Source organism: Oleiphilus sp. HI0061 (assembly GCF_001635675.1).
Genome location: NZ_LWFE01001214.1, coordinates 1 through 3,012, shown reverse-complemented (window position 1 = coordinate 3,012; position 3,012 = coordinate 1). Strand labels below are relative to the sequence as shown.

Annotated in this window: 5 protein-coding genes; 4 read left to right on the top strand and 1 reads right to left on the bottom strand. The window is 42.2% G+C overall.

Going from position 1 to position 3,012, the window contains the following annotated elements; translation table 11 throughout:
* Both A3735_RS18920 and A3735_RS18915 read left to right on the top strand, forming a co-directional pair.
* The coding region (locus tag A3735_RS18920; protein WP_156499758.1) for an MFS transporter at positions 1-416 on the top strand (416 nt) is incomplete at its 5' end.
* Positions 409-1,008: a hypothetical protein gene (locus tag A3735_RS18915; protein WP_068515177.1), complete on the top strand. Its 600-nt coding sequence runs from the start codon at positions 409-411 to the stop codon at positions 1,006-1,008. The genes A3735_RS18920 and A3735_RS18915, both read left to right, overlap by 8 nt.
* A gap of 69 nt (positions 1,009-1,077) precedes the next feature.
* Here A3735_RS18915 and A3735_RS31150 read toward each other — a convergent pair whose 3' ends face one another.
* A complete protein-coding gene (locus A3735_RS31150) occupies positions 1,078-1,749 on the bottom strand; it encodes a PEP-CTERM sorting domain-containing protein (protein WP_068515173.1) in 672 nt (223 codons plus the stop codon).
* Positions 1,750-2,058: 309 nt separating this feature from the next.
* Between A3735_RS31150 and A3735_RS18905 the strand changes: the two genes are divergently transcribed.
* Together A3735_RS18905 and A3735_RS32625 are read left to right on the top strand one after the other, a co-directional pair.
* Positions 2,059-2,676 carry a hypothetical protein gene (locus A3735_RS18905; protein ID WP_068634132.1) on the top strand — a complete coding sequence of 206 codons (618 nt, stop codon included), beginning with the start codon at positions 2,059-2,061 and terminating at the stop codon, positions 2,674-2,676.
* 254 nt (positions 2,677-2,930) lie between these two features.
* A partial coding sequence (locus A3735_RS32625) for an NADP-dependent isocitrate dehydrogenase (protein WP_369820541.1) occupies positions 2,931-3,012 on the top strand: 82 nt, incomplete at its 3' end.

Sequence of the window (3,012 nt, the reverse complement as noted above, 5' to 3'; positions counted from 1 at the left end):
TGTTCTTGCCTTCCTTAGTGAGTGGATATCTGATTTCAAAGTTTGGTGAATATCGCTTGATGCTGGCTGGTTTGGCAGCTTATACGGTGTGTTTGATGATAGCGCTTTCAGGTCAGAATGTGATGCATTATTGGCTTGGATTGGTGTTGCTAGGTATTGGTTGGAACTTTCTATTTGTCGCAGGTACGGTTTTGCTTCCTAAAGTGTACCAACCTGCCGAGAGGTATAAAGTACAGGGTTTTAATGACTTTTTTGTGTTTGTATTCCAGGCTGCGGCATCAATATCTAGTGGAGTAGTTATTTATAGTGTTGGCTGGAATAGCCTGCTTATCTACGCTATTCCGCTAATTTTGGTTCAGATGTTGGTGATCTTTATCTGGAGAATAGGTAAAAGTAAGGAGGGAGAGCTTGTCTAATTATCGCTTTAGTTTTCTTTTGCTTGGAGGTTTAAGTCTGGCTGGCTGCTCCAGCTTGCCGCCTGAACAACCTCAAAATATTTGTAAAATATTCGAAGAAAAGCCAGACTGGCATGATGCCGCGCTCGATGTACGGGAACGCTGGGGAGTCCCTGTTCACATTCCAATGGCCATAATGTATCAAGAGTCATCTTTTAAATACGATGCGGCACCGCCGATGGAGTACTTCCTTGGATTTATTCCTATCGGTCGAGCGAGCGATGCGTATGGTTATTCTCAGGCTAAGACTCCTGTTTGGGGAGAATATGTAGCTGACGCCGGGAGCACCTTTGCAGATCGCGATGATTTTGATGATGCGATTGATTTTGTCGGTTGGTATATGAATCGAAGTAGCAAGATAAACAAGGTTAGTAAATGGGATGCCTACGCACAATACCTAAATTATCACGAAGGGCATGGTGGTTATCGTAGAGCTAGTTATGAAAAAAAACCTTGGCTAAAAAAGGTAGCGAAGAAGGTTGAGGCTCGGGCTAAAAAATATAGTGAGCAATACTGGTCGTGTAAAGATGACTTAAATAGTGGGTGGTTTTAGACAAGATTGATAGGCATAAAAAAACCTCACAAATGCGAGGCTTTTTTATTATTACTTGCGAGTGCTAGATTAAGCTTGCTTACGACGAGCGAAACCTAGACCAGCCAAACCAAGACCTAGAAGAGCTAGAGTGCCTGGCTCTGCAACTGATACTTCGAATGACTGGTGGATGCCGTCACCGCGCGATTCTACGATTACGCCGTCAACATTTTTGTACTTCGTATATGGCTTGCTACCAACTAGAACGTTTGGTGTTGCATAGTTTTGGCCGATGAAGATGCCGAAGTCTTCAGTGCCTGGATCTGTTGTGTTGTCTTCCAGGTCAGCAAAAAGGCTTGAACCCAAGTTAAAGCGAGTAAGCTTTGTGTCTTTGTCAAGGTCAAAGGTAAACCCATCATAGCCATTGCTATTTGTTTTTGCAGTCCAGTTGATAGTATTGCCCCAGTTGCTTGTAGAGGTGTAGTCACTGCCGTCAAAGCTAATGGTTGTAGCTGTAGGAGAGCTGCCATTTACGACTTCGAAGCTACCAAACCATGTGGCGTTTGATGATACATTTGGGCTTCTCCAACGAACATTCCATTGATAGTCATTGCCTTCAGTTGTCCAAAGGTAATAACCGTTTCCTTGTGAGCCAAGGTTGATGTTTGTTGCGGACGTTTCACCAGTGTACTGAGGTGTTGCAAGAGCGCATACAGAGGTAACTGCTAAAGTTGCTGCTGCTAAAAGCTGCTTAAGTTTCATGTAATTTTCCTTATTTGTAATTAAATGACGACTACAAAATAGTCCGTTAATTATAACTGTTGTTCAAAGCATTAGTTGTGCCAATGATCCATAAAATATATATATAACAGTAGGATAAGTTATTTGATATTTTTCTTTCTATGGTTTTTTTGTTTATTGTGTAAAAAAAGCTGACAGTTATTTAAGTGTTCAGAAATGGGTGGCGTGTTACTATGTTTATCAGTGATTTAGAAGTTTATCGGCAGGTGTTGAGAGCGAATGCCAGCCCATCTATAAATAGGGTGAGATTAAATTGTGGCTCAGATAGAAATGAAATTACTATTGTTGATGTGTTTGCTGGGCCTGTTATCGGCCTGTTCAACAACGACGTCAGACGCGAGGCAATATTTAGTTAATGCGAGTAATGCTAAGATTTCATCTTCTGCCTTGCATGTTGATAGAAGTCAGTTGATTCTTGCGTCTCAAGAAGGTGGGGGGCTTTATGAGCTGCATCACTCGTCGCTTGAGGTCGGTCAAATGTTCGCGAATGTGGCCTCAAAGTTTGGGTTTAGAAAAGCTTCTCCAGAAGAAGCAACTTATGTGGCGAAGTTGATATCTGCCTTCCCTGATGGCGGTGCGTGTGAAGGGCTTGGTGATGCGGCAAGTGATGGTGCGTCTTATACGGCTTCAGTGCTGACTTTTGGTATTTTACCAGCATCGGGCTCTCACTGTTATTTGGTGGCTTTGGAGCTCTATGAACGTATCGGGGGGGAGTTGCTATTGGTGGGAGAGTTTTTTGCTAATAAGGGGCGTGTTGATGTTTATGCTGGGGCAAATGAAATCGAAAGTTACTCCTTAATTGTTACTCGACGTGATGAGGTCCTGGCTTTAGAAACGTCAATTGCAGCGCTTTTTCGTCAGATGATTCTGGATGGAGCATTCGAGTAATAGAGGGCCAAAACCTCAGCAGAAAACTTGAATGAAGGATATCGCCTTTATTGACATAATTATGCCATCTTATTTCAGTACTATCTCTTTTGAATTTGTTATAAAACTTAAGTAGAAGGGGAAATTTCTTCCTTTTTTAGCTACACTAGCGTTTACGCATAATTTTCGCTGGGTCTGGTGATCACGAGTTGTCAGGTCCTCAGTGTGTAAAATTAGTTCCATTGGTTATCCTACCGGTACAGTTTGGGGAAAAAATGACAACAGAAATATCCAAGATTATCTACACAAAAACAGATGAAGCGCCAGCACTGGCAACCTATTCCTTACTTCCTATAC

Coding starts and splice junctions, on each gene's coding strand:
- A3735_RS31150 (WP_068515173.1), bottom strand. CDS start 1,749: ATGAAACTTAAGCAGCTTTTAGCAGCAGCAACTTTAGCAGTTACCTCT.
- A3735_RS18905 (WP_068634132.1), top strand. CDS start 2,059: ATGAAATTACTATTGTTGATGTGTTTGCTGGGCCTGTTATCGGCCTGT.